At 63.7% G+C, this 612-nt stretch carries 1 protein-coding gene; it reads right to left on the reverse strand.

Annotated elements, in window-relative coordinates; all coding sequences use genetic code 11:
* A partial coding sequence (locus UK23_RS44130; protein ID WP_045317810.1) for a DUF222 domain-containing protein occupies nt 1-548 on the reverse strand: 548 nt, incomplete at its 3' end.
* Nucleotides 549-612: the final 64 nt, after the last annotated feature.

Raw genomic sequence — 612 nt, forward strand, 5'->3', positions numbered from 1 at the left:
CGGGCGATGGCGTCCACGCGCTCGTAGCACTTGGTGGCCATGTCGCCGGGCAGGAAGGCCCAGAAGCGGGCCATGCCGTCGTCGAGCTTGTCGATGCCGGTGCAGCGCTGGGCCTTGCGGATCTCCTCGCGGTCCTTCTGACCGTCCGGGTCCACCCGCATCACCACGCGGTGGGTGAGGCGGCGCATCTGCGCGCCCGTCTGGTCCGGGGCCTTCACCAGCACACGGGCCTCGACCTCGGCCGCGTGATCCGCCGACAGGGGCATGGTCTTGTCGTAGAGCACGCGGGCCTTGTAGAAGTCGATCTCACCCTTCTCCAGGGCATCCATCGTCTGCGGCAGCCTGGTCACCATCTCCCGCGCCATCGCGACCTGATCGCTCGTCCACCGCGTGGTCCACTTCATCGCGGCGGCGATCTCGGCCTCGAAGAACTCGTCACCCTCACACTCGATCGCATAATCCGCCAGGACGTGCAGACGCTGCGCCTGATGATAGGCGATCTGTTTCTCGTGATAATCGAGAGCATCGAGAACCTCGACGGCTTCCATGCCCCAATTCTATTCGTGATCATTTTCCGAAAAGGGGTTAGNGGCTACACAATAGGGTGAATCC

This window comes from Lentzea aerocolonigenes (assembly GCF_000955955.1).
Classification (GTDB): domain Bacteria; phylum Actinomycetota; class Actinomycetes; order Mycobacteriales; family Pseudonocardiaceae; genus Lentzea; species Lentzea aerocolonigenes_A.